Raw genomic sequence first — 26,652 nt, 5'->3', positions numbered from 1 at the left:
CGCCCGCACCCGCGGCGGCTGGTCACCCCGCGTACGCGCCCGCGATGGCCGCGGCCGCGCCCGCCGGCGACCCGCCCGCCGAGTTCGGGACCGACTGGCACGACCCGCTCACCCCCGCCCCGCCCGTCACCCGGCCCGCGACCCGGTCCTGCCGGGTGACCCTCGCGGAGGCGCAGTTCCGCGACTTCACGCCCTACCGGGGCGACTACACACCGCCCACCGGCTGCGGCACGGCCGACTGGGCCAAGGTCGTGCTCCGCCTCGACGGCAAGGTCAAGGGCCGCCAGTACGACCGCCTGGGCAACCTCTCCCTCGGCGGCGTCGAGATCCTGCGCACCTCCACCCCGCAGCCCTCGCCCGACGGCATCACCTGGGCCGTGGAGAAGGACGTCACCCGCTACCGCGACACCCTCGCCCGCCCGCAGACCGTCGAGATGCTCATCGGCAACGTCGTCAACGACACCTACACCGGAGTCATCGACGTCAAGGTCACCCTGACCTTCCACGCCGCCGAGGGCCGTACCCCGCCGGCCCCCGACACCCCCGACCGCGTCCTGCCCCTCACCACCCCGTCGGTCACCACCCCGCGCAACACGGAGCGCCTCCTCGCCGAGGTGTACGCCACCGGCTCCGGCGGCGGCTGCGAGGAGTACTGGTACATGACCACCCCCGACGCGGCCCCCTACTCCTGCAAGGCCGCCGACGGGCCGCACCGCGAGGTCCGCGTCTCCGTGGACGGGCAACTCGCGGGCATCGCCGCGCCCTTCCCCACCGTCTGGACGGGCGGCTGGTCCAACCCCTTCCTCTGGTACGTCACTCCCGGCCCCCGTGCCTTCGACGTCCAGCCGATCCTCTACGACCTCACCCCCTTCGCCGCCCTCCTCAACGACGGGCTCCCGCACCGGATCGACGTGTCCGTGTCCGGCGTCCCGGCCGGGCAGAGCGGCTGGAGCACCCCCACCAACCTGCTGCTCTGGCAGGACGAGGCCCGCGAGGTCCTCACAGGCGCCCTGACCCGGCACGAGCCGGGCGAACCGACCGGCTCCTCCCGCTGGACGCCCGCCGCCCCCGGCGGTGAGCACCGCCTGGACACCGAAGGCGCCCACCGGCTGACCGTCGCCGGATACCTGGACACCTCGCACGGCCGGGTCGCCACCACCGTCACCCGCGCCGTGCGGGGCAGCTCCGTACACCGCTGGACCGACGGCGAGAACCGCGACGCGCTGACCGCGACCTGGACCGACGAGGAGAGCGTGACGCGCGGGCCGACCACCACCCGCACCGCCCGCACGTACACGATGGACGGAGAGACCACCCTGGGCGCCGGGGACCGGCTGCGCACCGTCCTCTCGCTCGGCGACCGGGCCGACACCACCACCCTGCGCGGTGGCCGAGGCGTGGACGTGACCCGGCTCGACGACCGGTACACGGGCGACGCCACCTACACCGCGAACGTCCCGCGCGACCAGCGCCACGCGGTGGCCACCACCTCCGCCCGCTACCGGCTGCACGGGTCCGGGGCGCCGGGCGGCTGCTACGACCGTACGATCACCACCGTCCAGGGCACCGTCACCGTGGACCGCCGCCGCTGCTGACACCGGCGGCGCCTACGATGACCGGCCATGGACACTGGTGAGGCCGGCAGACAATTGATCGACGGGCGCTTCGAACTGGTCGCGCCCCTGGGCAGCGGCGGCATGGGTACGGTGTGGCGGGCCCGCGACATCGCCCTGCACCGCGAGGTCGCACTCAAGGAGGTGCGCCCGCCGGACCCGGCGACCGCCGCCGCCCAGCCCGGCCTGGCCGACCAGTTGCGCGAACGGGCCGTCCGCGAGGCCCGCGCCCTCGCCCGCCTCGCGCACCCCCACGTGGTGACGATCCACCACATCGTCGAACCCCCCGACGGCGTCGACGGGCACCCGTGGATCGTCATGGAGCTCGTCCGGGGCGGTTCCCTGCACGAGCGACTGGCGGCCGGCCCGCTCCCGCTCGTCGACGTGCTGCGGCTCGGCCTCGACGTCCTGTCCGCGCTGCGCGCCGCGCACGCCGAGGGGATCCTGCACCGTGATGTGAAACCGGCCAACGTGCTGCTGCGGCCCGACGGCTCGGCGGTGCTCACCGACTTCGGCATCGCGGCCCTGCACGGATCGACGGGACTCACCGCGACCGGCGTGCTGATCGGCTCGCCCGAATACATCGCGCCCGAACGCGTCCGGGGCGAGGAGGGGTTGGCCGCCTCCGACCTGTGGTCGCTGGGCATGCTGCTGTACGTGGCCGCGGAGGGGGTCCACCCGCTGCGCCGGGCCACCAGCCTGGCCACGGTCGTCGCCGTGCTGGACGAGCCGATCCCGGCGCCCGTGCGCTCGGGCCCGCTGGGGTCCGTACTGGAACGGCTGCTCGTACGGGACCCGGCCGCGCGGCCCGACGGGGAGCAGCTGGAACGACTGCTCCGGGACGCGAGCGCTGCTCTCGGCGGCGCGGGCGCCCCGCCCCTGGCAGCCGCCGCCGTTCCGGCCGGGTACGGGCCGTACGTGCCGGCCACCCCGCCGCCGTTCGGCCCGGTCCCCACCCCGGTGGCTTCCCCCTACGCGGCCCCCACCGCGCCCCTTCCCGCGGAGCGGGCCCCTCGTCGCCGCCCGGTGCTGATGGGCGCCGTACTCGCGGCGGTGCTGGTCGCCGGAGTCGTCGGGATCGTCCGGCTGCTGCCCGACGGCACCACGGGCGACGGCGCCCGCGACGACGCGAAGGGCGGCCCCACGGCCGTGGCGGCCGGCACCACCCCGACCCCCACTCCCACCCGCCCCGCCACTCTCGGACCGAAGACGAGCACCCCCAAGGCGAGCGCGCCCCGGGGCAGCATGCTCACCCCGGAGAACGTCCGGATCGCCCTGGAGGCCTTCAAACAGCAGACGGGCACGACCACCTTCGTTGACCTGAAGGTCTACGACGGCTACGTCATCGCCGCCATCCCCACCGCCCCCGGTGCCAAGACCGTGGACTCCTGGCAGTACCGCGACGGCGCTGCCAAGCGCACGGGCCCGAACGGCACGGTCAAGGACGGCGAGCCGCTGATCGACATGGTCACGGTCAACTGGGACGCCCTGCCCGGTCTGCTGGAGCAGTCGCAGAAGGACCTGGGCGTCCCGAACCCGACCTCGCGCTACGTGATCGTCGACCCCTGGATGATGGACCAGGTCCCCTGCATGCGGCCCTACCTCAGCGACGAGCACGGCCGTGGCGGCTACGTGCTGGCCGGTATCGACGGGAAGGTCAAGAAGGTCGTCCCGTCCTGAGGCTCAGCGGGCGGCTCAGTAGGGCCCGTTGACGTTGTCGATGGAGCCGTAGCGCGCGGCCGCGTAGTTGCAGGCCGCGGTGATGTTGGCGACCGGGTCGTACGAGTCCGACGAGGTGCCCGGCACGTGGTAGGACCGGAAGGTCGGGTCGATGACCTGCAGCAGGCCCTTGGACGGGATGCCGTTCTGGGCGTTGATGTCCCAGTTGTTGATCGCGAGGGGGTTGCCGGAGGACTCCCGCATCACGTTGCGGTGAATTCCGTTGTAGGTACCGGGAATTCCGTGCTTGGCCATCACGGCGAGGGATTCGCGGATCCAGCCGTCGAGGTTGTTCGCGTAGGTGAGGGCGGGCCGGGCGGCGGACCGGCTCGCGCGGTCGGCCTTCGCCTCGGTGCCGAGCTTCAGCTTGATGCCGGGGCGGATGATCGCCGGGTTGTCGCCGATGGCGCTCCGGTTCGCCGCATAGAGCTGCTTCCAGCCGCCGCTCACGGAATGCTTCGCGGCAATCTCGGAAAGCGTGTCACCGGCGACCACGGAATAGGTCGTGGGAGCGGCCGCGGCGGCTGCGGTGGCCGTGGTGCGGGCCGCGGGAGCGGCGGTCGTCTCCACCGCCCCGGCGGTGGTCGCGCTGATCAGCGGGAGGGTGAGGGCCGCGCCACTCGTGCCGGCGAGGGCCAGCTTGCGGGTGATCGGGTTGTGCTTCGGCCGGCGGTGCTTTCCCTTGGCGGGCATGGCGGAATTCCTCACGTGGGGGGACGGGAGAGCCCCGGCGCCGGCCGGGATTCGGCTGCGGACCACCAGGAACGAGGTGACCGTAGGCGTTGCCGCCGGGCGGGAACAAGACCCGAATTCCACCGGTAGATCGACATCCCGTGACAGGTCCGGTAAATGACCTTGTCGGTGTCTCGGCGCAATAGCCGATTCCCTTTCCGGGGAAAGGGAATCGGCCTCCTGTTGGAAATGATGTTGGCGTATTCGGCGTGACTCACATCACGGGCCCGCGGTCGCACGGCCAATACGGGCAAGTCCACTCTCCGCAGGCCCTATTGGGGCGGCTCGTGCGTATGGTGCAAATCGCCCACAGTGGATGCTTTCCGGCGCGGCGCGGCGTGGCGTGGCGTGGCGCGGTCCGGTCCGGGCTAGGCGGGCAGTTCCGTCAGCCGCTCGAGAGTCGCCGCCACCGACGCCTCGGACGCAGGCAGCAGCGGGAGCCGTACGTCGGGGGTCGGGATCCGCCCCAGGGCGTGCAGGGCGCCCTTGACGACCGTCGGGTTGGGCTCGGCGAAGGCCGCCGCGGACAGCCGGGCCAGGGCGTGCCCCAGCAGTCGGGCCCGGGCCGCGTCCCCCGCCCGCCAGGCCTCCGCGAGCTCCACGAACCGGGCTGTCGCCAGGTGGGCCGAGGCGAGGATCCCGCCCGTCGCGCCGAGCGCCAGCAGCGGGGAGACGTACGCGTCGTCCCCGGCCAGCACCTCGAACCCGGGCGGCAGGTCGCCGAGCAGTGCGACCGTGTCCTCGCCGATGCCCCCGCCGGAGTACTTCATCCCGGCCACCCCCGGGAGCGCCCCGATCGCCCGCAGCGCGGCCGCGTTCAGCGGCTGCCCCGTGCGGTAGGGGATGTGATAGACGATCAGCGGTACGGGGCTCACCTCGGCCAGTCGCGTGAAGTGCGCCAGCACCCCCGCCGCCGAGGGCCGTACGAACGACGGGACCGTCACCAGCGCCGCCCGCGCCCCCGGCCACCGGGCCAGTCGGGCCAGGGATGCCTCGGCGGCCCGGGTCCCGCTCGCCCCGGCGCCGACGGTCAGCACCGCCCCCCGCTCCCGGCAGACCCGGGCGCACACGTCGGTGACGAGGTCGCGCTCCGCCTCGTCCAGGGCGGCGCTCTCCGCGGTGGTGCCGAGGGCGACGATTCCCGTGGCGCCCGCGTCGAGCGCCTCGTGGGCGAGCCCTTCGAGGGCTTCGGCGGCCACCTCCCCGGCCCGGTCGAAGGGGGTGACGAGCGGTAGGTGGATCCCGTGGAGGGAGGCGGCGGGGGAGAGGGTCCGGGCCGCGTTCTGAGTGGTGTCCTGTGCCATGCCGTAGAGCCTCGCCCGCCCGACCCGTCAGATCCAGTTCGCATTTCTTACCAGTCCCGTAAGCTGAGCCGATGCTCGATGTACGGCGCCTGCGCCTGCTGCGCGAACTCGCCCGCCGCGGCACCATCGCCGCCGTGGCCGATGCCCTCGCCTTCAGCCCTTCGGCGGTATCCCAGCAACTGGCCGTCCTCGAACGGGAAGCCGGCCTGCCGCTCCTGGAACGCACCGGCCGCCGGGTCCGCCTCACCCCCGCCGGGCAGCACCTGGTCGAGCACGCCGAAGCCGTCCTCGAACGCCTCGAACTGGCCGAAGCCGATCTCGCCGAAGCGCGCGGCGGCCTGGCCGGCGCCCTGCGCATCGGGGCCTTCCCCACCGCCACCCGGGCCATCGTCCCCGCGGCCCTCACCGCCCTCGCCCGGCGCCACCCGGGGCTGGAGCCCATGGTCTCGGAGACCGACCCGGCGGCCGTCGCGCACGCGCTGCGGGCCGGGGACCTGGACGTGGCGCTCGTCCACGAGTACGACTTCGTACCCGCCACCCAGGAGCCGGGCCTGACCACCGAGCCCCTGTACGGGGAGGCGATGTACCTGGCGGCCCCGGCCGCCGACGACCCGGACCCGGACCCGGTCGAGGAGGACGCAGGCACCGTCGCGGCCCAGGGTGCGGTCCTGCGTACGCACGCGGACGCACCCTGGATCACCGCCACCCCCGGCACCCTCTGCCACGCCATGACCCTGCGGGCCTGCCAGGCCGCCGGATTCACGCCGAGGGTCCGCCACCAGGTCGACGAGTTCGCCACCGTGCTCGCCCTCGTCGCCGCCGGCCAGGGCGTGGCCGTCGTACCGCAGCTCGGCATCACGGACCCCGCCGATCCGGCCGTCCGCCTCACCCGCCTGCTCATGGGGCGGCGCACCCAGCTCGCGTTCCGCAGCGGAGCCGCCGCCCACCCGGCCGTGGCCGCCTTCGGCGCGGCCCTGCGGGCGGCCGTACCACCGGAACTGGCGGGGGGCACCTCCGTGGGGGTCCCCCCGGACGGAATCCGGGGGAGGTAGCCGGGGGAGATCGCGCGGCGCACGGTGAGACAACTGCCCAGCCGGGCGCCGCCCGTGTACGTTCCGTCCTGACGGGAGCCAACGACACCAGAACGGGGTAGACGTGACGCATCGCGTACGAGGGGTCATCGCCCGGAGCAAGGGCGCACCGGTGGAGACGACGACGATCCTCGTGCCCGACCCCGGGCCGGGCGAGGCGCTCGTCCGGGTCCAGGCCTGCGGGGTCTGCCACACCGACCTGCACTACCGGGAGGGCGGCATCAACGACGAGTTCCCCTTCCTGCTCGGCCACGAGGCCGCCGGGGTCGTCGAATCGGTCGGCCCGGACGTCACCTCGGTGGCGCCCGGCGACTTCGTCGTCCTCAACTGGCGTGCGGTGTGCGGCACCTGCCGGGCCTGCAAGCGCGGACGGCCCTGGTACTGCTTCGCCACGCACAACGCCACCCAGCCCATGACCCTGGAGGACGGCACCCCGCTCTCCCCGGCGCTCGGGATCGGCGCGTTCGCCGAGAAGACCCTGGTGGCGGCCGGCCAGTGCACCAAGGTGGACCCGGCAGCCTCGCCCGCCGCCGCCGGACTCCTCGGCTGCGGGGTGATGGCCGGCCTCGGCGCGGCCCTGAACACCGGCAACGTCGGACGCGGCGACTCCGTCGCCGTCATCGGCTGCGGGGGAGTCGGCAACGCCGCCGTCGCCGGGGCCCGGCTGGCGGGCGCCTCGCGGATCATCGCCGTGGACCTCGACGACCGGAAGCTGGAGTGGGCCCGCGGCCTCGGCGCCACGCACACCGTCAACGGCCGTACGGAGGACGTGGTCAAGGCCGTCCAGGAACTGACCGGGGGCAACGGCGCGGACGTGGTCATCGAGGCCGTCGGCCGCCCCGAGACCTACCGCCAGGCCTTCTACGCGCGCGACCTCGCCGGCACGGTGGTGCTCGTCGGCGTGCCGACCCCGGACATGAAACTCGAACTCCCGCTCATCGACGTCTTCGGCCGAGGCGGCGCCCTCAAGTCCTCCTGGTACGGGGACTGTCTGCCCGAGCGGGACTTCCCGCTGCTCATCGACCTCTACCTGCAGGGCCGGCTCGACCTGGACGCGTTCGTCTCCGAGACGATCCCCCTCGACGGGGTCGAGGAGGCCTTCGCCCGGATGGAACGCGGCGAGGTGCTCCGCTCGGTAGTGGAGTTCTGAAGGGGCGCCGCCGGGCAGCGCCTAGACTCGGGCGGAAGCCACACCCGCACCCCGGCCGCGATCCGGCCGGGGCCGCGGGTCTCCGTACCTCGTACCCCAGGGGCCGTCCGTGACCGTCGAGCACAGCTACCGCCACCCCGGAACGGTCCTCACCGACCACCGGTTCACCGTCCCGCTGGACCACGCGCGCCCGGACGGGGAGCGGATCGAGCTGTACGCCCGCGAGGTCGTCGCCTCGGACAAGGACCCCGAGACCCTGCCCTGGCTGCTGTACCTGGAGGGCGGCCCCGGCTTCGGCGCCCGGCGGTTCACCGGCCGACAGGCCTGGCTGGAGCGGGCGCTCACCGAGTACCGGGTCCTGCTCCTCGACCAGCGCGGCACCGGCCGCTCCACCCCCGCGAACCGGCAGACCCTGCCTCTGCGCGGCACCCCCGAGCAGCAGGCCGAGTACCTCGCCCACTTCCGCTCCGACTCCATCGTGCGCGACGCCGAGGCCATCCGACCCGGCCTGACCGGCGGCGCCCCCTGGACGGTGCTCGGCCAGAGCTTCGGCGGCTTCTGCACGGTCAACTACCTCTCCACCGCGCCCGAGGGCCTCACCGCCGCCCTCATCACGGGCGGTCTACCCTCGCTGACCGCCACCGCGCGGGAGGTGTACGAGGCCGCGTACCCGCGCATGGAGCGCAAGAACCTGGCGCACTACACGCGTTACCCGATGGACGTCGACCGCGCCCGCAGGATCGCCGCCCACCTCACGGAGCGCCCCGCGGAGCTCCCCGGCGGCCACCTCCTCACCGCCCGGGCCTTCCAGTCCCTCGGCATCCTCCTCGGCGCCGGCGAAGGCAGCCACCAGCTCCACTACCTCCTGGAGGACGCCTTCGTCCCCACCCCGGCCGGCCCCGCCCTCTCCGACGGCTTCCTGGAGGCCGTCCGCGGGCAGCTCTCCTTCGCCGGGCACCCCCTCTACGCGCTGCTGCACGAGTCGATCTACGCCCAGGACCCGGGTGCGCCCACCGCGTGGGCAGCCGACAGGGTGCACGCGGACCGGCCCCGCTTCGACACCGCCAAGACCCTCGCCGGCGACGAGCCGCTCCTGTTCACCGGGGAGACCGTCCACCCCTGGCACTTCACCACCGACCCGGCCCTCGCCCCGCTCCGCGAGACCGCCGACCTGCTGGCCGCCCGTACCGGCTGGCAGCCGCTCTACGACCCGGCCCGGCTCGCCGCCAACGAGGTGCCGGTGGCCGCCGCCGTCTACCACGACGACCTGTACGTGGACACCGCGGACTCCCTGCGCACCGCCCGCGCGATCCGCGGCCTGCGGACCTGGGTGACGGACGAGTTCGAGCACGACGGGGTGCGCGCGGGCGGCCCCCGCGTCCTCGACCGGCTGCTGGCCCTCGTACGCGACGAGGCGTAGGAGGCAGCGCTCCTCCGCGACCGACTCCGCCGTTCAGCGCGGCGGGGGAGACCCCCGTCGGCGCGCAGGCCTGGACGCGCGTGCCGAAGGAGAACCTGTACCGCTGCGTTCGTAGCGTCGGTGGAGCGGCGGCAGGCGAGCCAGGCCATGGCGCGTTCGAGGGTCCAGCGCCGCTGGGAGGACTCGTTCTTCTTACGGCCGATGCGGTGGCGGATGCACGCTGACGTAACGATTTCTGCAGGTGGGTAGTCGTAGCCCAGCTTGGCGGTCAAGTGGGTCTTCGATCCGAACTTGCCGTGTGCGGCAGGCCGGCCCCACCTGCCAAGTTCGTATGGCCGGCAGATTCGCGTCCGGCAGGCGCAGATGACCGCCGCGGCCACCCACAGCGTCGCCACAGCGCCGGGATGGTCCACCAGCACCACGGACAGGCCGGATACCACCGCGACCAGCGACACCATCAAGGGACAGTCCTGCTTTCGGTACCGCCGACGCCGCGCGGCTACGGCCGCGTCGAGGCTCTCGCCGAGGAGCCCGTCGAGCGCCTCGGCCACGTGGTCGTCGATGAGGTCGTCGAAGCGGCCCTCAAAGAGAAGCGGATCGCCCGGCGGTGGGTTTTCCCTACCTCGAACTCGTGGGTTGTCCGAGTGCCGCTGACGCGGGCCACCCGCCTAGTGTTTTCGGAGTCAGCGGATGAATCGAGAAGCATGGGACCACGATGGACGAGTTCAGGAGTCGGGATGCCGGCCCCGACAGGTGGTGCGGGCCGGACCAGGTGACTGGGAAACCGAGTTCGCATACGGGGCCCGCAGGCCAGGTCCTGCCACGCAATCCCGTGCGGGCTCTGAAATCGCCCCAGCTGTGGTTGGCGTCCGCTCACCTGGCGGCCGACGGCATATCCGCGCTCGCCGGGTTCGCCGTGCTGATGCTGCTCGTGACCGGCATCTGCCTGCTGCCGGTCGCCCTCATCGGCGCACCACTGGTGATCGCGGCGGCCTGGCTTCTGCACCGGCTCGCCGGTGCCGAGCGCGACCGGTACGCCACTCTGTGCGGGCGGGAGATTCCCGCACAGCCGGCTCTGGAACTGTCCAAGAACCTGCCGCGCTCCACGCTCACCGTGCTGACCAGCCGCTCGACGCGGAGGCAGGTCTGCTACTTCGTGCTGCTGATCCCGGTGTCTGCTCTGAACGTGGTCGCGGTCGCCCTGGCCTGGGCCGGCCCGACGATGCTGGCCCTGCTGCCCTTCTACTACGCGGAGCTGCCCCTGGGGCGAGCCGCGATCGGTCCTCTGAACATCGACAACACGGGCACGGCCCTGGCCGTCGCGGCGGTCGGAGTGCTTGCCGGCCTGACGGTGTCACCGGTGGTTGTTCGCACCCTGCGGGCCCTGGACATCTCCCTCGCCCGCACTTTGTTCGCCCCCTCCCGGGACACCCGACTCACCCAGCAGGTCGCGTACCTGACGGCCAGCCGGGCACGGGTGGTCGACGCCGCGGAGGCCGAGCGGCGGAGGATCGAGCGCGATCTGCACGACGGCGCGCAGCAGCGTCTCGTGGCCATGGCGATGACTCTGGGCCGGGCCAGCTCGCGGCTCAGGGACGCGGGACACCCCGAGACGGTGGAGCTGATCGAGAGTGCCCGCAGCGAAGCCCGCCAGGCCATCAACGAGCTGCGCGACCTGACCCGGGGACTGCACCCGCCGGTCCTCACCGACCGGGGGCTGGACGCCGCGCTGTCCGCGGTGGCCGCCCGCTCCCCGATCCCGGTCACGATCGACGTCGATGCCGTACCGAGACCGTCCACCACGGTCGAGGGCATCACGTACTTCGTGGTGAGCGAGGCCCTGACCAACGTGGCCAAGCATGCCGCGGCGAGCACGGCCTGGGTGACGATCCGCCGTGTCGACGACCGGCTGGCGGTGACGATCGGCGACAACGGTATCGGCGGGGCGACCCTCGGGCGGGGCAGCGGCCTGAGCGGCCTCGCGGACCGGGTCTCCGGGGTCGACGGCAGACTGAGGGTCACCAGCCCGGTCGGCGGGCCGACCGTCATCGAAGTGGACATGAAATGCGTGTAGTGATCGCCGAGGATTCCACGTTGCTGCGGCAGGGGATCGTGCTGCTCCTGGAGGAGCAGGGCATCGAGGTGGTGGACGCGGTCGGCGACGGCGAAGCCCTGCTGAGGGCTGTCGCCGAGCACCATCCCGATGTGTGCGTTGTCGATGTACGCATGCCGCCCACCTTCGTCGACGAGGGTTTGCGCGCCGCACTGGTGATCCGTAACCGCTGGCCGGAGGTCGGGGTGCTCGTCCTGTCCCAGTACGTCGAGGAGAGCTACGCCATCGACCTGATCGGCAACGACACCCGTGGAGTCGGCTATCTGCTCAAGGACCGGGTCTCCGACGTCGACGACTTCGTCGACGCCTTGAAACGGATCGTGCTGGGGGACACCGTCCTCGACCCCGAGGTGGTCAAGCAGGTGCTGGCGCGCAGCCGCAAGCGGGACCCGCTCGCCACGCTGTCCCCCCGGGAGAAGGACGTCCTGTCAGGCATGGCCGAGGGCCGCTCGAACTCGGGGATCGCCGCACAACTGGTCATCGGTCCCGCCGCAGTCGAAAAGCACATCAGCAACATTTTCGCGAAGTTCGGACTGCACCCGGAGGACGGCGAGAACCGCCGGGTCCGCGCAGTCCTACGCTACTTGGGAGCTTGAAAGCAATGTCTTCTGTCAAGAGCCGGTTCATCATCAGCAGCGGCCTGATCGTCCTGCTCGTCGTCGTCGCCGTGGGCGCCTGGTCCGTGGTCAACGTAATGAAAGCCCGCGACAGCTTCTCCGCAGCCGACCAGGCCGACGCGTCCGCCGCCACCCTGCTGAGCATCGACACCGCGAACGCGGGCGTCTCACTGAAGGCGAGCAGCGACTCCTTCGTGCATGTCTCCGCCACCGGCAAGTACACCGGCAGCACCCCGCCGAAGCTGACGACCAGCACAGCCGGCGCGACCATCACCGTGTCCCAGTCGTGCACCGGCGACTGCGACGATTTCCGTCTCGACATCTCGCTGCCCGAAAAGCTCGCGGTGAAGGTGACCACCGTCGACGGGGGAACCACCGCGCGAGGCCTCGCCGGCAGTCTCGACATCAGGACCCGCTCCGGGGGCATCGACCTCACCGACCTCTCCGGGCCGCTCGCCCTGAACAGCACCACCGGCCAGATCCATGTGGCCGGCGCCACGTCCGACCGGTTCGAGGCCACGACGACGGACGGCGAGGTCAGGGCCGCATTCCGCACTGCCCCCACAATGACGAACGTGACCACCGGCAACGGCGGCGTCGACCTCACACTGCCGTCCTCCGGCTACTACATCCAGGCCACCAGTGCCAACAGCAACCCCAAGATCGACATCCCGGTCGACCGCAAGGCCAACCACACCGTGACGGTGAAGACGAGCAACGGCGGTATCGACATCCACCACTGATGAGCCGCCGCCGGTCTGATCCTGGAGAGGTCACGAGCCGTCGGAGCCCGCGACGGACAGCGGCCGACGGGCCGTGCGCAGACCGGCGGTGTAGGAGCTGCGCACGGCTGGCGCTCTTCGCTTCGCCCCGGCGCCGAAACGCCAACGCCACGGACGGCATCAGCCGCGGTACGTGTCTGACGTGATCTTTAGCCTGTGCGGCGTGGGCGCGGGCCGTTGACTTCTCCGCGGCGCGAAAGCCAAGCTCGTCAAGCACCAGGCGGTGCAGCTTGGCCCACACTCTGGCGTTCGTCCACTCGGTGAACCGTCCGTGGGCAGTTGCCCCTGAGGGCCCGAACGACGTTGTGGGCAATTGCTGCCATGTGCAGCCCGACGTGATCCCCACCACGCCCCACAGCCTGCCGAGTTGGCCCAAATGGGATGGCGTCCTAGGCGCACTCGATGAGCTCTGGAGGTTCGCTTGAGCCGCCGCCCGGAGGGCCGGACACCGATAGGGGGTTGTCCCCCCGGCCCGTAGGCTGGGTGACCACGTACCGACCACGGGAGGCACCCAATGTCTGCGACGACGACGCCCAGTACCGACTCCGTACCGCTGACCCGGGAGGCCGGCACCCGGCTGGTGGAGGGCTGGACAGCGCTCTGGAACGGAGACGTCGCCCTCGCCGAGCAGATACTCGCCCCCGACTTCCGGCTGCACTTCGCGGACGACTTCGACGGCGGCGGCTCCGCCAAGACGTTCGGCCAGGACGAACTGACGGCGTTCATCTCGGTCAACGGCCTCGCCCTCACCGGCCTGACGTTCGCCGCCGACGCCGCACCGCTGGTCGACTCCGAGCGCGGCGAGATGGCCTGCCGGTGGACCGAGAGCCACGACGACGGCGGCGGAGACGTCGCAGTCAAGAGCGGCATCGACATGTTCGCGGTCACGGACGGCCGGATCTCCGCCGTGTGGTCGCTCACCGGCAACCGCCGCTTCGCTGCCTGACCGGCACGGTCCGGTGCCGGGCGCCGGCCCCGGTGGGGCGCCGGCGCACCTCGTTCGGTTCATCCGTGCCCGTCGGCCACGGCCACGGTGTCCGTGGTGTCGGAGGCGTCCCGTCGAGGCCCTTCGAGGCTGTCCGTGGACGAGCGGCCCTCCCGAGCCCGTCGGCAAGTGGGACTTGCCGGTGCCGGAGTCCAGGATCAGCCTCCGTACCCGCTTCCGCAGGTGGGCGCCCCGAAGCCCGGCCAGGGCACTAACCCGGCTCCACGAAGGCCCGGGTCAGGTGCGCGGTGCCCAGCAGGGCGCCCTGCTCCACCGCCCGGGCCAGGACAGCCTCCCGGGATGCCCGGGCCGCGGCACGGTCCCGCTCGTGGGAGTACGGGATCGCCGGATCGGCCAACTGCACGGCGTGCACCAGCACATCGCCGGTGACCAGCACGTCCCGGGCCCCGTCGCCCTGTTCCACCAGCACCGACTGGTGCCCGGGGGTGTGTCCCGGCGTCGGGAGCAGCGTGATGCCGGGGAAGAGCCGGTGCACCCCCTCCACCTCGTGCAGCTGCCCGGCGGCCCGCAGCGGTGCCACCGTCCAATCCCACACCGGGTCGGCCCGGTCCAGCCCGGCGACCTCGGCGCTTTGGACGACGTACCGCGCGGCCGGGAAGTACGGCTCCCCGGCGGCCCCCGACGCCCACCCCGCGTGGTCCTCGTGGAGGTGGGTCAGGACCACCGCCTCCACCTGCGCAGGCTCGATCCCGGCCTCGGCGAGTGCGGCCGGCAGCCGCCCGGGGACCGGCGCCCAGGCGGCGGCGGGGGAGGCGGCCGGTCCGACCCCCGCGTCCACCAGTACCCAGCGGCCGCCCGGCCGGGCGATCGCGAAGCACCGGAAGTCCAGCACCCAGGACCCCTCCGGCCCGGCCGCGCCCGGGTCCAGCAGCGCGGCCCGCGCCCAGGCGGCCTCGCCGGCCCCGGGGAACGCGGTGCGCGCCGGCTCGAAGAAGCTCCCGGTGGCGTCGAGCAGCGCCACCACCTGCCCGTGGTGATCCATTCGCCTATTGTGCGACGTATGACTGAGCAGCAGGAACAGCACGAAGAGCACGAACAGCAGGAACAGCGCGATCAGCGGCCCCCGTTGCCGCCCATGCCCACCGACTGGCAGCGCGCACTCGCGGTGGTGGCCCACCCCGACGACCTGGAGTACGGCGGCGCCGCCGCCATCGCGAACTGGACGGACGGCGGCCGCGAGGTCGTCTACCTCCTCGCCACGCGTGGCGAGGCGGGCATCGACACCATCGCCCCCGCCGAATGCGCCCCGCTGCGCGAGGCGGAGCAGCGCGCGAGCGCGGCCGTCGTCGGCGTCTCCCAGGTGGAGTTCCTCGACTACCGCGACGGCGTCGTCGAGTACGGCCTCGACCTGCGCAGGGACATTGCCGCGGCCATCCGCCGCCACCGTCCCGAGCTGGTGATCACGCTGAACCACCGCGACACCTGGGGCGGTGCGGAGGGCGGCGGCTTCTGGAACACCCCCGACCACAAGGCCGTGGGCCGGGCCACCCTGGACGCCGCCGCCGACGCGGGCAACCGGTGGATCTTCCCCGAACTCCTCTCCGAGCAGGGCCTGGAGCCCTGGAACGGGGTGCGCTGGGTCGCGGTGACCGGGACGACCACCCCGACGCACGGGGCCGACGCCGGGCCGGGCATGGAGCGGGCGGTGAAGTCGCTCCTGGAGCACAAGGCGTACATCGAGGGGCTGACCGACCAGGACCCCGAGGAGTACGTGCGCGGTTTCCTCGGCGGCGTCGCCGAGCAGGCGGCGGCCCGGTTCGGCGGCCGCCCGGCGGTGCTGTTCGAGGTCTTCCCCCACTGACCCGCCACCCCTAGTCTGACGGTTCCTCAGATGATGTGGGTGAGGGGAGCGCGGGCCAGGTGATCGACACCGTCTCCACGGAGATCGCGGAGGGTGAGGAGCGGATCCGGCTGGACACGGCCGACGGGATCGCGGTCCTCACCCTGTGCCGCCCGGACAAGCTCAACGGCTGGAGCTGGGAGTCCACCCGGCAACTCGGCCTGCTCGCGGACCGGATCCGCTTCGACCCCTCCGTACGGGTGGTGCTGCTGCGCGCCGAGGGCCGGGCCTTCTGCGCGGGGATCGACGTGACCGCGCCGGGCGGCGCCATCACCGGGGCGTCCGCCGCCGAACGCACCCGCAACTACTACGAGGGCATCCGCTGGGTCCACGAGCGCTTCGCCGTCCTCAGCCGACTCCCGCAGCCGGTGGTGGCCGCGGTCCAGGGCTACTGCCTGGGCTTCGGCTTCGAGCTGGCGCTGATGGCGGACATCCGGGTGGCGGCCGAGGACGCCGTCTTCGCCCTGCCGGAAGCCCGGTTGGGCGTGGCCGTGGACGCGGGCGGCGACCTGCGCATCGCCCGCGAGGCGGGCGCGGGCTGGGCCAAGTACCTGGCCCTGACGGGCCGCCGCGTCGACGCGGCCACGGCGTACCGCCTGAACCTGGTCCAAGAGGTCGTGCCCGGCGACGAGTTGGAAGCGACCGCCCGCGCACTCGCCGAGGAGATCGCCGCGAACGCGCCCCTCGCGGTCCAGGGCATCAAGCGGGGGATCGACGCCTACGCGGACGCCGCCCTGCCCGCCGCCCTCGACGGCGTGGCGATGACCGCGGCCCTCACCCTCACCTCGGACGACATCCGAGAGGGCTACGGCGCCAAGGCGGCCCGCCGCCCGCCGCGCTTCACCGGAGGGTAGGTGCCGCACGTGCGGGGCTCATCCCTCGAACGGGCCGCGCCCCAGCTGTTCCCGTACCGGGACGACCTCGGGGTTCACCACGGTCCGGCGCTGCCAGTTCGCCCCGTCCACCACCAGCGTGTGGCCGGTGACGAACCGGGCGTAGGGGGAGGCCAGGAAGGTCGCGGCCCAGCCCAGTTCGCGCGGCGCACCGACCCGCAGCGCGGGCTGCCGGGCGTGCTTGGCATCGGGGGCGGCGCGCTCCAGGCCGTCCAGGATGTCCTCGGTCATGTCGGCGTGCGGGAACAGCCCCGGGACGAGGCCGTTGATCTGGATGCCGTACGGGCCCCACTCGACGGCGAGGGTCTCCACGAGGTTCTTCACTCCCGCCTTGGCGGCGGCGCTGTGGGCGAAACCCGGACCGCCCGTCCAGGCGTAGGACGCGCCGATGTTCACGATCGAGCCCGGCGTACCGGCGGCGAGGTGGCGGCGGCCGAACTCGCGGGTCATGAACCAGGTGCCGGTGAGCGTGATGTCGACCACCGCCCGCCAGGCGTTGGGCGACAAGTCCTCTGCCGGCGAAGGGAAGTTCGCGGCGGCGTTGTTCACCAGCACGTCCGGGAGGCCGAACGCCGCCTCGGCCGCGTCGAAGACCTCCGCGACCCGTTCCGGGTCCCGGATGTCGCAGACGGCCGCCGACACCCGGCCCGCGCCGGGTACGGCCGCCAGCTCCTCCCGCGCCGCCTTGAGCTGCTCGGCCCGCCGGCTCGCGATCACCAGATCGGCGCCGAGCCGCGCGAACTCGGCGGCGATGGCCTTGCCCAGCCCGGTGCCGCCGCCGGTCACGAGGACCACCTGCCCGGCGTACGTACCGGGAGGCAGGGCGGCGGCGCCGAGCGGGGGTGGCGCGGGCAGCCCGCGCAGGGGGGTCTCCATGCGCCCATCGATAGCGTGCGGGCGCTCAGATGACCATGCCGGGGACGGAATCAGCCCTGCGGCGCGTACGCCTGCTTGCTCGCGCAGGTCCAGATCACGGCGTTGGACACGCCGGTGTTCCAGTCGTAGAAGTAGCCGCCGACGCGGTCGTCGTCCGAGGCCGTGGAGGCCTCGCTGCGGGAGTCCTTGCTCGCCCCCGCCGGGTGGGGGAGGGCCAGCGCCGGGCCCCGGCCCGGCCAGTAGGCGGCCTGGATGTAGTTCGGGTAACCCTCGACGAAGGTGGCGGCCGTGCCGACCGCCACGTTCGTGGTCGGGCTGGCGGCGTCGAGCTCGAGGTGCTCGTACCCGGAGACCTTGCCCGGGTCGGCGGGCAGTGCGTCGTACGGCTTCTTCCAGACGGCAGCGGTCCGTTGCTGGTCGTCCCGGTAGCTGAAGTGCTCGACTCCGATGACCCGGCCGCGATCGTCGATGTCCCGCGCGTAGCTGCCGACGCTCCAGTGGCCCTCGTTCCACACCTGGAGGCTGTAGGGCGGGTAGCCGCCCCCGGCCGGCCAGACCACGGGGAAGGTCTTGGTGATGGTCTGGTCGTTGTCCGCGTCGTAGTACTCCGTGTGCGCCGTGCCGGTGATGTCACCGCGCTTGTTGATGCCCGCGATCGAGACGATCCTGGTGCTCGGATGGGCATCCGCGGGGACGGGCAGCACGCGCACGACCTTGCCGTTCAGCCATTCCTTGGCGCCGCCCGCGTCGCTGCCGACGACGTGGCCCGCGTCATTGACGTCCAACGCGACGGTGCCGGTGGCACCCGCGTCGAGCAGCTGGACGGCTTCGGCGCCCTGCTGGTAGGTGAACGCCGTGAGGGCGCGGTCCGAGCTGCGCTCCACGGTGCCCACCATCAGACCCTTGGAGTTCACGGCTTTGACCTCGCCGGACTGGAAGCCCTCGGGCAGTGGGACGGCGTGGGCCGTCCGGTCCGAGGTCCAGTACACAGGCAGGTTGGCGCTGGAGCCGACCGCCAGGCCGTTCGCGCCGAAATCCTTCAGTCGCCCGCCGCCCGAGGAGTCGCTGTTGATGCCGGGCAGCTTGATGACGTCCGGAGTGCACGGAGTGGTGGCCGCTGTGGCCGGGCCCGCCGCCGTGACGACGCCCGCGAGGGCTATCGCGGCTGCGGCGGCGGACGTGGTACGTCTCATGCGGCTTCTGTTCATCGGACGGTTCCCCCTGATGCTGCGTGTCATATGCCTTATGGCATCTGCCCGTTGATGCTATCCCCGCAGACCCGGAAAGATCACCCGATTGTTCGGGCGCGCCTCCGACGGGTTCACAAGAGGGCAAGCGACCGCTTAGTATGCCCGCGGAGCGTGATTCTCGACGGCGGCTGGAGGCCCCGGATGCAGGCATGGCGCGTACACACACCCGGCGAACCGCGCGAGGCGATGCGCCTCGAGGAGGTTCCCGAGCCGGTGCCCGGCGAGGGCGAGGTGAGGCTCAAGGTGCTCGCCGCCAACGTCAACTTCCCCGACGCGCTGCTCGTCCGCGGCCAGTACCAGATCCGCCCGCCGCTGCCGTTCACCCCCGGGGTCGAGGTCTGCGGCGAGACCGAGGACGGCCGCCGCGTCATCGCCAACCCGAGCCTGCCGCACGGCGGTTTCGCCGAGTACGTCACCGCGCCCGCCCGCGCCCTGCTCCCCGCCCCGGACTCCCTCGACGACGCCGAGGCCGCCGCCCTGCACATCGGCTACCAGACCGGCTGGTTCGGCCTGCACCGCCGCGCCCGGCTCCAGAGCGGCGAGACCCTCCTCGTGCACGCCGCGGCGGGCGGGGTGGGCAGCGCCGCCGTCCAGCTCGGCAAGGCCGCCGGAGCCACCGTCATCGGGGTCGTCGGCGGCAAGGCCAAGGCCCGCACCGCCGAGGAGCTCGGCTGCGACCTGGTGATCGACCGCACGGCCGAGGACCTCGTCGCACGCGTCAAGGAGTTCACCGCAGGACGGGGCGCCGACGTCGTCTACGACCCGGTCGGCGGCGACGCCTACACCGCCTCCGCCAAGTGCGTGGCCTTCGAGGGCCGGATCGTCGTCGTGGGCTTCGCCAGCGGCACCATCCCCGCCCCCGCCCTCAACCACGCCCTCGTGAAGAACTACGCCGTACTCGGCCTGCACTGGGGCCTGTACGCCACCAAGGAGCCCGCGGCCATCGGCGCCTGCCACGCCGAACTCACCCGGCTCGCCGCCGAGGGCGCCATCAAGCCCCTCGTCAGCGAACGCCTCCCGCTCGCCGCCGCGGCCGACGCCGTGCAGCGCCTCGCCGACGGGACCACCACCGGCCGGCTGGTCCTCGTACCGGCCATGGACGGAGCGTCCCGATGACCCGAAGCACCGTGACCGCCGAGGAACTGTCCAACCGAGTGCGGGACCTGCTCGCCGCCCACCCGCCCGCCACCACCGACCGCACCGACTTCCTCCGCGCCCGCTTCGACGCCGGACTCGCCTGGGTCCACTACCCCGAAGGCCTCGGCGGACTCGGCGCGCCCCGCACCCTGCAGGCCGTCGTCGACGCGGAACTGGAAGCCGCCGGCGCCCCCGACAACGACCCGCGCCGGATCGGCATCGGCCTCGGCATGGCCGCGCCGACGATCCTCGCGTACGGCACCGAGGAGCAGAAGCGCCGCTTCCTGCGGCCCCTGTGGATCGGCGAGGAGGTCTGGTGCCAGCTCTTCAGCGAACCCGGCGCCGGCTCCGACCTCGCCGCGCTCGCCACCCGCGCCGTCCTCGACGAGGCTGCGGGGGAGTGGGTCGTCGACGGCCAGAAGGTGTGGACCTCCAGCGCCCACACCGCCCGCTGGGGCATCCTCATCGCCCGCACCGACCCCGCGCTCCCCAAGCACCAGGGCATCACGTACTTCCTCTGCGACATGCACGCCCCCGGCGTCGAGGTCCGGCCGCTGCGCCAGATCACCGGCGAGGCCGAGTTCAACGAGGTCTTCCTCACCGGCGTCCGCATCCCCGACGCCCAGCGCCTCGGCGCCGTCGGCGAGGGCTGGGCCGTCGCCCGCACCACCCTGATGAACGAACGCGTCTCCATTGGCGGCATGCGGATCCCCCGCGAGGGCGGCATGATCGCCCCCGTCGCCGCCACCTGGCGCGAACGCCCCGAACTGCGCACCCACGCCCTCCACCAGCGCCTGCTCGAACTGTGGGTGGAGGCCGAGGTCGCGCGCCTGACCGGAGAACGCCTGCGCCAGCAGCTGGTCGCCGGACAGCCCGGCCCCGAGGGCTCGGGAATGAAGCTCACCTTCGCCCGGCTCAACCAGGAGATCAGCGGCCTGGAGGTCGAACTCCTCGCCGAGGAAGGCCTGGCGTACGACGACTGGACCATGCGGCGCCCCGAGGGCGTCGACTTCACCGGCCGCGAAGCCGGCTACCGCTACCTGCGCGCCAAGGGCAACAGCATCGAGGGCGGCACCAGCGAAATCCTCCTCAACATCGTCGCCGAACGCGTCCTCGGCCTGCCCCCCGAGCCGCGCGACGACAAGGACCTCCCCTGGAAGGACCTGGCCCGATGACCCTCGACCTGCTCTACGCCGAGACGGAAGAGGAACTCCGCTCCGCCGTACGGTCCCTGCTCGCCGACCGCTGCGACAGCGCGACGGTCCTCGCCCGCGCCGAGACCGGCCACCCGCACGACCCGGCCCTGTGGGAGACCCTCGCCACCGGGATCGGAGCCGCCGGTCTCCTCGTACCGGAGAAGCTCGGCGGCCAGGGCGCGAGCCACCGCGAGGCGGCCGTGGTGCTGGAGGAACTGGGCCGGGCGGTGGCGCCCGTGCCGTTCCTGACCAGCTCGGTGCTCGCCACGGAGATCCTGCTCGGCTGCGACACCCCCGAATCCGCCGAGCTCCTACGCGAGTTGGCCTCGGGCAGCCGGATCTGCGCACCGGCGCTGCCGCTGACCCTGGCCCCGGGCGCGCCCCTGCCCGCAGCCCTCCGCGACTCCGGCGAGGGGACCCTGAGCGGCTCGGTCACCTCCGTCGCCGACGCGGTGGCCGCCGACGTCCTCCTCGTCCTCGCCGACACCGGGCTGTACGCCGTCCCCGCCGCCTCCGCCGAGCTGACCGCGCAGGTCCCGCTGGACCTGACGCGCCCGCTCGCCACCGTGACCCTGCGGGAGGCCGCCGGCATCCGCCTCGCCGACCCCGCCACGGCGCGCGCCGCGGTCGCGGGGGCGCTGCTCACCGGGGCCGGGCTGCTGGCCTCGGAGCAGCTCGGGCTGGCCGAGTGGTGCCTGACGGAGACCGTCCGCCACGTCCGCGGCCGCCACCAGTTCAACCGGCCCGTCGGCTCCTTCCAGGCCCTCAAGCACCGCCTCGCCCGCCTCTGGCTCGACGTGGCCTCCGCCCGCGCGGCCGCCAGAGCGGCGGCAGACGCCCTGGCCACGGGGGCGCCGGACGCTCCACTCACGGTGGCCGTGGCCCAGGCGTACTGCTCGGGCGTGGCCGTCCGGGCCGCCGAGGAGTGCGTACAGCTCCACGGCGGCATCGGCATGACCTGGGAACACCCGGCCCACCTCTACCTCAAGCGGGCCAAGGCCGACTCCCTGGCCCTGGGCACGACGGGCCACCACCGCGGCCTGGTCGCCGACTTCGCGGAACTCCCCGCCCCCTAGGGGGCAGGCGTGCTCTCGTGGGGCTTTGCGAGGGCCTTCCCTGACGGTTCCAGGTACGGGGGGATGCTCTGCTGGGGACCGGCCGACACGACCGTCATGCGCTTGGCGAGCTTTCCGTCGTGTTCCCCGCCGTGGTAGTGAATGGTCGATTCCAGCATTCCGCCCTGCTCGGGGTCGATGATCAGGCGGATGCGCATGTCGTGGGTGTCCGTTTCCACGGCGGTTCCGGATCGGCCGGTGCTGTCCTTGACCGGCCCGACCAGCCGGAGCCCCGGCAGGTCGGCGAGGAGCTCGTACACGGCCGCCCGCTGCAGTGGTTCGAGGGGCGCGAACGCGAGCAGGCTGCTCAAGGTGTCCCAGTAGGCCAGGAACGGATCGGCCTCGGGGTCCGACCCAGGGCCTCCCGGGTAGAACCCCTCCAGGACCGCCTTGAGTGCCGCGGCGTCCGAGGGAAGCCGCTTCACCTCCTCCCAGCTGAGGCCTTCGGTACGGGTACCGGGGAGAGGCTTGATCCACCCGCGGCTGCCCGCGCCGGACTTGACGACCTGCCCGTCGGCTCCGGCCTGGAAGAACACGGAATCCGCCGAAAACCACTTGCTCACGTCGGAGACCGACGGTGTCTCGGAGTATTCGAGATCCGGGTTGCGGGGACTGCCCCAGCGGGACTGCACCGTGTGGGCCTTCCAGTACGGCGCGTCCGTGGCCGTGCCCCTGGCCTCCGTCGCCGCGACCTGGCGCAGGAAGCCGGCGGCGCTGGCGGTGGCCGCGGGCGGGGATCCCCGCAGGCCGCTGACCGGGTAGACGCTCACGCCCGCCGCGATCGCGGCTATCGCCACGGCCGAGACGATAAGCCTGCGGGTGCGCGGTCCGGGGCGTCGCGGCCGCAGCGGTACCACCTCGGGCGCGGCTCCACGCTCCGCCGCCGCGGCGGAGCGCACGGCCGACAGGGCGGCCCCCACGACCGCAGGGCTGGGCGCGGCCACCTCACCGGCCGTGCGCAGCGCGTCGGCACCGTGGAAGTCCAAGAGGTCAGGGAAGTCCGTCGTACGGTCCGTCATGCCATCTCTCCAGAAAGACGAAGGGAGTAGTCCGGGGAAGCGAGGGCGGTCCGCAGGCGGCCCCGGGCGCGGTGGAGCCGCGAACGCGCCGTTCCGGCCGGGATGCCGACCACGCCGGCCGCCTCAATAGGGGTGAGCTGCTCCCAGGCGACGAGCAGCAGCAGTTCCCGTTCCACGGCCGGCAGCCCGGCGAGCGTGTCGCGCAGCAGCGGCCTGCAGGCCGCGGCGTCCAGCCGCTGGTCCACCGCCTGCCAGGGGTCGCTGCTGTCGGCGCCCGGCGCAGGCACACCGGTTCGGTCCTGGGCGGCCCGCCGCCAGTGGCCCGAAAGTACGTTCCGGGCAACGCCGAAGAGCCAGGCCCGGGCCGTACCCCGCCGGGCGTCGAAACCGGCACGTCCGGCGAAGGCCTGCAGCCACGTCTCGGACAGCAGATCGTCCGCCGCGTCGGGTGCTCTGCGCGCCAGGTAGCCGTGCAGGCTCACCGAGTGCCGTACGACCAGCGTCTCGAAGGCCGCTGGGTTCTTCGCTGACCAAGTCAGCAATTGTTCGTCCGCGTCCACACGCGTTCCCCTCCCCGGCCGCGTGTCGTAGCGGCCTCACCCTGTACTTGTCGCGGCGCCCGTGAGCGTTCGCGCGGGATGGCCGAAGGGCCGATGCGCCGGGCGCGCGCGGTGCGGCAACCTCGACGGGTTGCCGTCACCGACCCCTGCCCCGTGAAGGAGGCCACGCCATGCTGCACGCCCTCTACCTCCTCGGCATGGCCGCCATCGACGCCCACGTCACCCCCGTCGCCGTCCTCATCCTCGCCGCCCTGACCGGGGTCACCGGCGAGGTCGTCCGCGACGTGCTCTGCCGGGAGTTCCCGCCGCTGCTGCTGCGCGAGGAGGTGTACGCGACCGCCGCCCTCGCCGGCGCCGCCTCCTACCTCGCCCTGCACTGGGCCGGGGCCCCGGACACCGTCAACACCGCCGTCTCCGCGGCCCTCGTCTTCGCACTCCGGATGGCCGCGATCTTCCGCGACCTCCACCTCCCCCGCCTCCAGCGCGTCCCTGCCTGATCCGTAGGGTGGCCGCATGACGGCCCCCATCAGCCCCCTCGACGCCACCGGCCTGCGCGCCCACCGCGAGGAACTCGCCGCCCTCCTCCTCGACATCGTGGCGAGCGGCTCCTCGCTCGGCTTCCTCGCCGATCTCGACCACGCGGGCGCCGCCGCCTGGTGGGACTCCCTGCTGCCCGCCGTGGAGGACGGATCCCTCGCCCTGTGGGTCTCCCGCACCGGCGGCGACGGTCGCATCGACGGCACCGTCAGCTGGTACCGGGAGTCCAAGCCCAACGGCCGCCACCGCGCCGAGCTGCGCAAGCTCATGGTCCATCCGGATGCCCGTGGCCGGGGCACCGCCCGCGCCCTGCTCGCCGAGGCCGAGGCGGCCGCCGCCCGCGCCGGGGTGGTCCTGCTGTTCCTGGACACCGAGACCGGCAGCGGCGCCGAACAGGTCTACCGCCGGGCGGGCTGGACCGAGGTCGGCACCATCCCCGACTACGCCACCGACCCGGCCGGCCGCCTGCACCCCACCACCCTCTTCTACAAGCACCCTCAAGGGTGACCTCGCCCGCCGCGCGGCGTTAGACCCGTAGCCGCCGGCCACCGAGCGAGGGAGACCGTATGTTGTCCGCAGCAACCGCCGCCGCACCACTGACCCGCCGCGCGATGCTCCGTACGGCCTTCACCGCGGCCGTGCTCGCCGGTACCGGCGTGGCCCTGGCCCCCGTACTGCGCGCCCGGCGCCCCCGGCAGACGCTGACGCCGGCCCCCCTCGCCGAGGAGGAGACCTACCGCGGCCGCCACATCTCAGTCGACCACGCAGGCGTCCGCATCGACGGCCGCCCCCTGCACGTCATGCGCCGCGCCGACGGCAGCTACCTCAGCGGGATCAACCACTTCCAGTCCTACGGGACGCCCCTTGAACTGGCCCGCGCCGCCGTCGACGAGCTGGGCACGGTCCAGCTGGCGTTCGCGCCGGCCACGCACCACGGCTGACACACGTACGGGAACGGGAGGAGCCCCGCGTTGTACACCCGGCAGAACCAGAAGGACCTGACCAGCGCACAGAAGAAGCGGTTCACGGCGGCCGTGCTGGAGTTGAAGCGCGACGGCACCTACGACTCCTTCGTGCGCACCCACGAGAAGTACTTCGTGCCCGACCGCGACCGCAAGCTCCGCGTCGGACACATGTCGCCGTCCTTCTTCCCCTGGCACCGGCTCTACCTGCTGCAGTTCGAAAAGGAGCTGCAGCGCGTGGACCCCGGCGTCTCCGTCCCCTACTGGGACTGGACCACCGACACCAGCCCGGTCTCGTCCCTCTGGGCCGACGACTTCCTCGGCGGCACGGGCAGGGCGAGCGACCGGAAGGTCATGACCGGTCCGTTCGCCTACGACAAGGGCAACTGGACGGTGACCGTCGGCATCACCGAGTCCGCCTTCCTCACCCGCAACCTGGGCCGGCCGCAGAACCCGATCGCGCTCCCCACCCCGGCGGAACTCCGGTGGGCGATCGACGATCCGACCTACGACGTCTCGCCCTGGGACTCCACTGCCAGTGCGGGCGGCTTCCGCAACAAGCTGGAGGGCTGGTCCGTGCCCAAGAGCGAACGCTGGCGCAACCACAACAAGGTCCACCAGTGGATCGGCGGCCACATGACGGGCGGCACCGCGCCCAACGACCCCGCGTTCTGGCTGCACCACTCCTTCGTGGACCTGATCTGGGACCGCTGGCAGGCGAAGCACCCCGGCTCCGGCTACCTGCCGGCCACCCCCCTCCCGTACGGAGACCTCCAGCGCGGCCGGGTCATCGCCCTCGACGAGCCGATGCCGCCGTGGAACCTCACCCCGCGCGAGGCGCTCAGCCATCGGGGCGTGTACCGCTACGCATGACGGCACGCAGCGGGCAGACGAAAAGGGCCCCCGCCGGTCGGCGGGGGCCCTTTCGACGATCAGCCGATCAGAAGATCAGGCGATCAGTGGCCGTAGCTCCCACCCTCGGTGTGGTGGTCGCCGCCGCCCGACGCGTTGACGCAGGTGTTGCCGAACGCCGGGTTGAGCAGCGCGATCACGTTGACCGTGTTGCCGCAGACGTTGACGGGGACGTGGACCGGCACCTGGAGAAGGTTGCCCGACAGGACACCGGGGGAGTGGGCCGCCGCACCGTGCGCTCCGGCATCGGCGACAGCCAGACCGGCACCCGCGGTAACGGCGCTACCGGCCACAGCGGTGATGGCGAATGCCTTCGCGATACGCGACATCAAAGATCTCCTCGTGAGATATGGGAAGCCACAGAATCTGCAGCATTTGACATGGCATACAACGCAGCGAGGGCCAAGGGGTCACGGCCCCTGCGCCTACCTGGTGACGGCGAACGCCACGGAGGCGAAGTACGGCCGCACCTGGGTGACGGTGCCCGGCCGCAGGACGGCGACCGTCTCGCCCTTGCAGCCCGGATCGCGGTAGAAGGTCGCCGTGGCCGGGGTCTTGTTGGAGACCGCGCGACTGCCGCCGCCCTCCGCCTCGACACAGCCCTTCGGCGCGGCGAGGCGGTGGGGCTGGTCGTCCTGGCCGAGGTACTGGAAGTCCGCTCCGGCTGCGGCGGCGTGACCGGCGCCGACGGCCAGCGCTGCCGCCGCCAGCAACAGGGCGGACAGGGCGGACAGGGCGGACAGGGCGGACAGGGCGGGCAGGGTGGGGTGGATACGCAGGGATCGCATGCTCCGTCCAACCAGACGGG

27 protein-coding genes and 1 pseudogene are annotated in these 26,652 nt (G+C 72.7%); 18 read left to right on the top strand and 10 right to left on the bottom strand.

Annotated features, from left to right (window positions below):
• The first annotated feature begins 44 nt into the window (after window positions 1-44).
• Both OG625_RS02715 and OG625_RS02710 read left to right on the top strand, forming a co-directional pair.
• The gene (locus tag OG625_RS02715; protein WP_443067858.1) at window positions 45-1,595 is read left to right on the top strand and encodes a peptide-N4-asparagine amidase; all 1,551 of its coding nucleotides are present in this window, start codon (window positions 45-47) and stop codon (window positions 1,593-1,595) included.
• Between the two features lie 27 nt (window positions 1,596-1,622).
• Window positions 1,623-3,293 (top strand): serine/threonine-protein kinase, encoded by a 1,671-nt coding sequence (locus tag OG625_RS02710; protein WP_329376445.1) that lies wholly within the window; start codon window positions 1,623-1,625, stop codon window positions 3,291-3,293.
• A 15-nt stretch (window positions 3,294-3,308) separates the two neighbouring features.
• Here OG625_RS02710 and OG625_RS02705 read toward each other — a convergent pair whose 3' ends face one another.
• On the bottom strand, window positions 3,309-4,025 hold the full coding sequence (locus tag OG625_RS02705; protein WP_329376444.1) for a LysM peptidoglycan-binding domain-containing protein: 717 nt from the start codon (window positions 4,023-4,025) through the stop codon (window positions 3,309-3,311).
• A gap of 407 nt (window positions 4,026-4,432) precedes the next feature.
• Window positions 4,433-5,368 (bottom strand): dihydrodipicolinate synthase family protein, encoded by a 936-nt coding sequence (locus OG625_RS02700; protein ID WP_329376443.1) that lies wholly within the window; start codon window positions 5,366-5,368, stop codon window positions 4,433-4,435.
• Between the two features lie 71 nt (window positions 5,369-5,439).
• Between OG625_RS02700 and OG625_RS02695 the strand changes: the two genes are divergently transcribed.
• The 6 genes from OG625_RS02695 (at window position 5,440) to OG625_RS02670 (ending at window position 12,502) form a co-directional block, all read left to right on the top strand.
• A complete protein-coding gene (locus tag OG625_RS02695; RefSeq protein WP_329376442.1) occupies window positions 5,440-6,420 on the top strand; it encodes a LysR substrate-binding domain-containing protein in 981 nt (326 codons plus the stop codon).
• A gap of 103 nt (window positions 6,421-6,523) precedes the next feature.
• A complete protein-coding gene (locus OG625_RS02690; RefSeq protein ID WP_329376441.1) occupies window positions 6,524-7,609 on the top strand; it encodes an S-(hydroxymethyl)mycothiol dehydrogenase in 1,086 nt (361 codons plus the stop codon).
• A 109-nt stretch (window positions 7,610-7,718) separates the two neighbouring features.
• Window positions 7,719-9,029 (top strand): alpha/beta fold hydrolase, encoded by a 1,311-nt coding sequence (locus OG625_RS02685; RefSeq protein ID WP_329376440.1) that lies wholly within the window; start codon window positions 7,719-7,721, stop codon window positions 9,027-9,029.
• Window positions 9,030-9,891: 862 nt separating this feature from the next.
• Window positions 9,892-11,103 (top strand): sensor histidine kinase, encoded by a 1,212-nt coding sequence (locus OG625_RS02680; RefSeq protein ID WP_329376439.1) that lies wholly within the window; start codon window positions 9,892-9,894, stop codon window positions 11,101-11,103.
• Window positions 11,094-11,738, top strand: coding sequence for a response regulator transcription factor (locus OG625_RS02675; protein ID WP_329376438.1), 645 nt, complete (start codon window positions 11,094-11,096; stop codon window positions 11,736-11,738). The genes OG625_RS02680 and OG625_RS02675 overlap by 10 nt, the downstream gene beginning before the upstream one ends.
• 5 nt (window positions 11,739-11,743) lie before the next feature.
• Complete coding sequence (locus tag OG625_RS02670; protein WP_329376437.1) at window positions 11,744-12,502, top strand: DUF4097 family beta strand repeat-containing protein; 759 nt, start codon at window positions 11,744-11,746, stop codon at window positions 12,500-12,502.
• Window positions 12,503-12,734: 232 nt separating this feature from the next.
• Here OG625_RS02670 and OG625_RS02665 read toward each other — a convergent pair.
• Window positions 12,735-12,878 (bottom strand): annotated as a pseudogene (locus tag OG625_RS02665) (transposase); the annotation flags it as partial.
• Window positions 12,879-13,055: 177 nt separating this feature from the next.
• Here OG625_RS02665 and OG625_RS02660 point away from each other — a divergent pair.
• Window positions 13,056-13,487, top strand: a complete 432-nt coding sequence (locus OG625_RS02660; RefSeq protein ID WP_329376436.1) for a nuclear transport factor 2 family protein — start codon at window positions 13,056-13,058, stop codon at window positions 13,485-13,487.
• A gap of 250 nt (window positions 13,488-13,737) precedes the next feature.
• On the opposite strand, the gene OG625_RS02655 is transcribed toward OG625_RS02660, so the two are convergent.
• The gene (locus OG625_RS02655) at window positions 13,738-14,529 is read right to left on the bottom strand and encodes an MBL fold metallo-hydrolase (protein WP_329376435.1); all 792 of its coding nucleotides are present in this window, start codon (window positions 14,527-14,529) and stop codon (window positions 13,738-13,740) included.
• Window positions 14,530-14,622: 93 nt separating this feature from the next.
• On the opposite strand from OG625_RS02655, the gene OG625_RS02650 reads away from it, so the two are divergent.
• Window positions 14,623-15,348 (top strand): PIG-L deacetylase family protein, encoded by a 726-nt coding sequence (locus tag OG625_RS02650; protein ID WP_329390396.1) that lies wholly within the window; start codon window positions 14,623-14,625, stop codon window positions 15,346-15,348.
• 59 nt (window positions 15,349-15,407) lie between these two features.
• Window positions 15,408-16,241 (top strand): enoyl-CoA hydratase/isomerase family protein, encoded by an 834-nt coding sequence (locus tag OG625_RS02645; RefSeq protein ID WP_329376434.1) that lies wholly within the window; start codon window positions 15,408-15,410, stop codon window positions 16,239-16,241.
• 18 nt (window positions 16,242-16,259) lie between these two features.
• Here the strand turns inward: OG625_RS02645 and OG625_RS02640 are convergent, their stop codons facing one another.
• Complete coding sequence (locus OG625_RS02640) at window positions 16,260-17,156, bottom strand: SDR family oxidoreductase (protein WP_329376433.1); 897 nt, start codon at window positions 17,154-17,156, stop codon at window positions 16,260-16,262.
• A 50-nt stretch (window positions 17,157-17,206) separates the two neighbouring features.
• Complete coding sequence (locus OG625_RS02635; RefSeq protein ID WP_329376432.1) at window positions 17,207-18,349, bottom strand: hypothetical protein; 1,143 nt, start codon at window positions 18,347-18,349, stop codon at window positions 17,207-17,209.
• A 198-nt stretch (window positions 18,350-18,547) separates the two neighbouring features.
• Here OG625_RS02635 and OG625_RS02630 point away from each other — a divergent pair, with 198 nt between their 5' ends.
• The 3 genes from OG625_RS02630 to OG625_RS02620 are packed head-to-tail and all read left to right on the top strand — an operon-like array spanning window position 18,548 to window position 21,815.
• Window positions 18,548-19,522: an NADPH:quinone oxidoreductase family protein gene (locus OG625_RS02630; RefSeq protein ID WP_329376431.1), complete on the top strand. Its 975-nt coding sequence runs from the start codon at window positions 18,548-18,550 to the stop codon at window positions 19,520-19,522.
• The gene (locus OG625_RS02625; RefSeq protein WP_329376430.1) at window positions 19,519-20,718 is read left to right on the top strand and encodes an acyl-CoA dehydrogenase family protein; all 1,200 of its coding nucleotides are present in this window, start codon (window positions 19,519-19,521) and stop codon (window positions 20,716-20,718) included. Before OG625_RS02630 ends, OG625_RS02625 begins: the two co-directional genes overlap by 4 nt.
• On the top strand, window positions 20,715-21,815 hold the full coding sequence (locus OG625_RS02620) for an acyl-CoA dehydrogenase family protein (RefSeq protein ID WP_329376429.1): 1,101 nt from the start codon (window positions 20,715-20,717) through the stop codon (window positions 21,813-21,815). Before OG625_RS02625 ends, OG625_RS02620 begins: the two co-directional genes overlap by 4 nt.
• On the opposite strand, the gene OG625_RS02615 is transcribed toward OG625_RS02620, so the two are convergent.
• Window positions 21,812-22,873: a CU044_5270 family protein gene (locus OG625_RS02615; protein WP_329376428.1), complete on the bottom strand. Its 1,062-nt coding sequence runs from the start codon at window positions 22,871-22,873 to the stop codon at window positions 21,812-21,814. The two genes, OG625_RS02620 and OG625_RS02615, sit on opposite strands and share 4 nt — an antisense overlap.
• Window positions 22,870-23,415, bottom strand: coding sequence for an RNA polymerase sigma factor (locus OG625_RS02610; protein ID WP_329376427.1), 546 nt, complete (start codon window positions 23,413-23,415; stop codon window positions 22,870-22,872). The genes OG625_RS02615 and OG625_RS02610 overlap by 4 nt, the downstream gene beginning before the upstream one ends.
• A gap of 188 nt (window positions 23,416-23,603) precedes the next feature.
• On the opposite strand from OG625_RS02610, the gene OG625_RS02605 reads away from it, so the two are divergent.
• The 4 genes from OG625_RS02605 to OG625_RS02590 are packed head-to-tail and all read left to right on the top strand — an operon-like array spanning window position 23,604 to window position 25,805.
• On the top strand, window positions 23,604-23,930 hold the full coding sequence (locus tag OG625_RS02605; RefSeq protein WP_329376426.1) for a TRIC cation channel family protein: 327 nt from the start codon (window positions 23,604-23,606) through the stop codon (window positions 23,928-23,930).
• Window positions 23,931-23,946: 16 nt separating this feature from the next.
• Window positions 23,947-24,477 (top strand): GNAT family N-acetyltransferase, encoded by a 531-nt coding sequence (locus OG625_RS02600; RefSeq protein ID WP_329376425.1) that lies wholly within the window; start codon window positions 23,947-23,949, stop codon window positions 24,475-24,477.
• Between the two features lie 59 nt (window positions 24,478-24,536).
• The gene (locus OG625_RS02595; protein ID WP_329376424.1) at window positions 24,537-24,911 is read left to right on the top strand and encodes a tyrosinase family oxidase copper chaperone; all 375 of its coding nucleotides are present in this window, start codon (window positions 24,537-24,539) and stop codon (window positions 24,909-24,911) included.
• Between the two features lie 30 nt (window positions 24,912-24,941).
• Complete coding sequence (locus OG625_RS02590; protein WP_329376423.1) at window positions 24,942-25,805, top strand: tyrosinase family protein; 864 nt, start codon at window positions 24,942-24,944, stop codon at window positions 25,803-25,805.
• 83 nt (window positions 25,806-25,888) lie between these two features.
• Here OG625_RS02590 and OG625_RS02585 read toward each other — a convergent pair whose 3' ends face one another.
• Complete coding sequence (locus OG625_RS02585; RefSeq protein ID WP_329376422.1) at window positions 25,889-26,173, bottom strand: chaplin; 285 nt, start codon at window positions 26,171-26,173, stop codon at window positions 25,889-25,891.
• 96 nt (window positions 26,174-26,269) lie between these two features.
• Window positions 26,270-26,632 (bottom strand): hypothetical protein, encoded by a 363-nt coding sequence (locus tag OG625_RS02580; protein ID WP_329376421.1) that lies wholly within the window; start codon window positions 26,630-26,632, stop codon window positions 26,270-26,272.
• Between the last annotated feature and the right edge of the window lie 20 nt (window positions 26,633-26,652).

Source organism: Streptomyces sp. NBC_01351, assembly GCF_036237315.1.
Classification (GTDB): Bacteria; Actinomycetota; Actinomycetes; order Streptomycetales; family Streptomycetaceae; genus Streptomyces.
The sequence above is the reverse complement of the archived record's forward strand: the minus strand, read 5'-3'. Positions and strand labels throughout refer to the sequence as shown.